1 protein-coding gene is annotated in these 746 nt (G+C 45.0%); it reads left to right on the top strand.

The genetic code is table 11. The features are described 5' to 3' along the window. Positions 1-436 (top strand): GreA/GreB family elongation factor (locus tag R7Q48_RS26995; RefSeq protein ID WP_318133322.1); only part of this gene is annotated, 436 nt, incomplete at its 5' end. Positions 437-746: the final 310 nt, after the last annotated feature.

Genomic DNA, 746 nt, shown 5'->3' with positions numbered 1-746 from the left:
CATTAAGAAGGAAAATATCATGTTTGAACGCTGGTTCACTGCGTACTGCTTGGCGCTGCGAACTTGGTGGTTAACCAGTCGCTTTTTAACCTATCAATCACCACTAAGATTACTGTCGCTGTTTGAAGCCTACGAACAGCAAACCCAGTGTCGCAACTTAGCCCGAATTGCGATTGGCGACACCGTTCGCTTAGTGGATCTTGACCGCTCCTATCAATATCGCATGACGTTAGTTGATTCACGTAAGAGCCAACCTCTTGCGGGGATGCTAGCTGTTGATTCGTACTTAGGTTCCCGATTGTTGGGACGTTCTCAGGATGAGGTCTTAGAACTCGAGATATTCAACCAGCGCCGCTGCTTTGTGATTACCGAAATCATTCATCAATCACCGCCACCGCCACCGCATCTGGTGTGTAGCTGTATGTTATGTCAGTAAAATAGAGGTGAAGTCATGAGTAAAAAAGACAAGAAGCAACCCCAGTTAAGCTTGAAAGAAAAACGTAAGTTGAAGCAAGAGAAATCGGCCGAGCAAGGGATGGTGAAAGCGCGTAAACCATCTCGGAAATAAAAATTGCGGCTTATAAGCCCGCCGTAAGAGGTGGGCTTTGTATTGTTGTCGCGTAGGAAAAGCGAGCTTAATTTGAGGTCTTTAATAGGCGCGTTGAAATTTTTTTCATTTTGTCCCTTGAAAGCGATTTTTGATGACCTTATATCTAGTTGTGAAGAGGATGACTGGCTTGCTAGAG

The sequence above is a fragment of the Vibrio sp. 378 genome (assembly GCF_033339435.1).
Note: the sequence above shows the minus strand (reverse complement) of the source record. Positions and strands in the feature narration are given on the sequence as shown.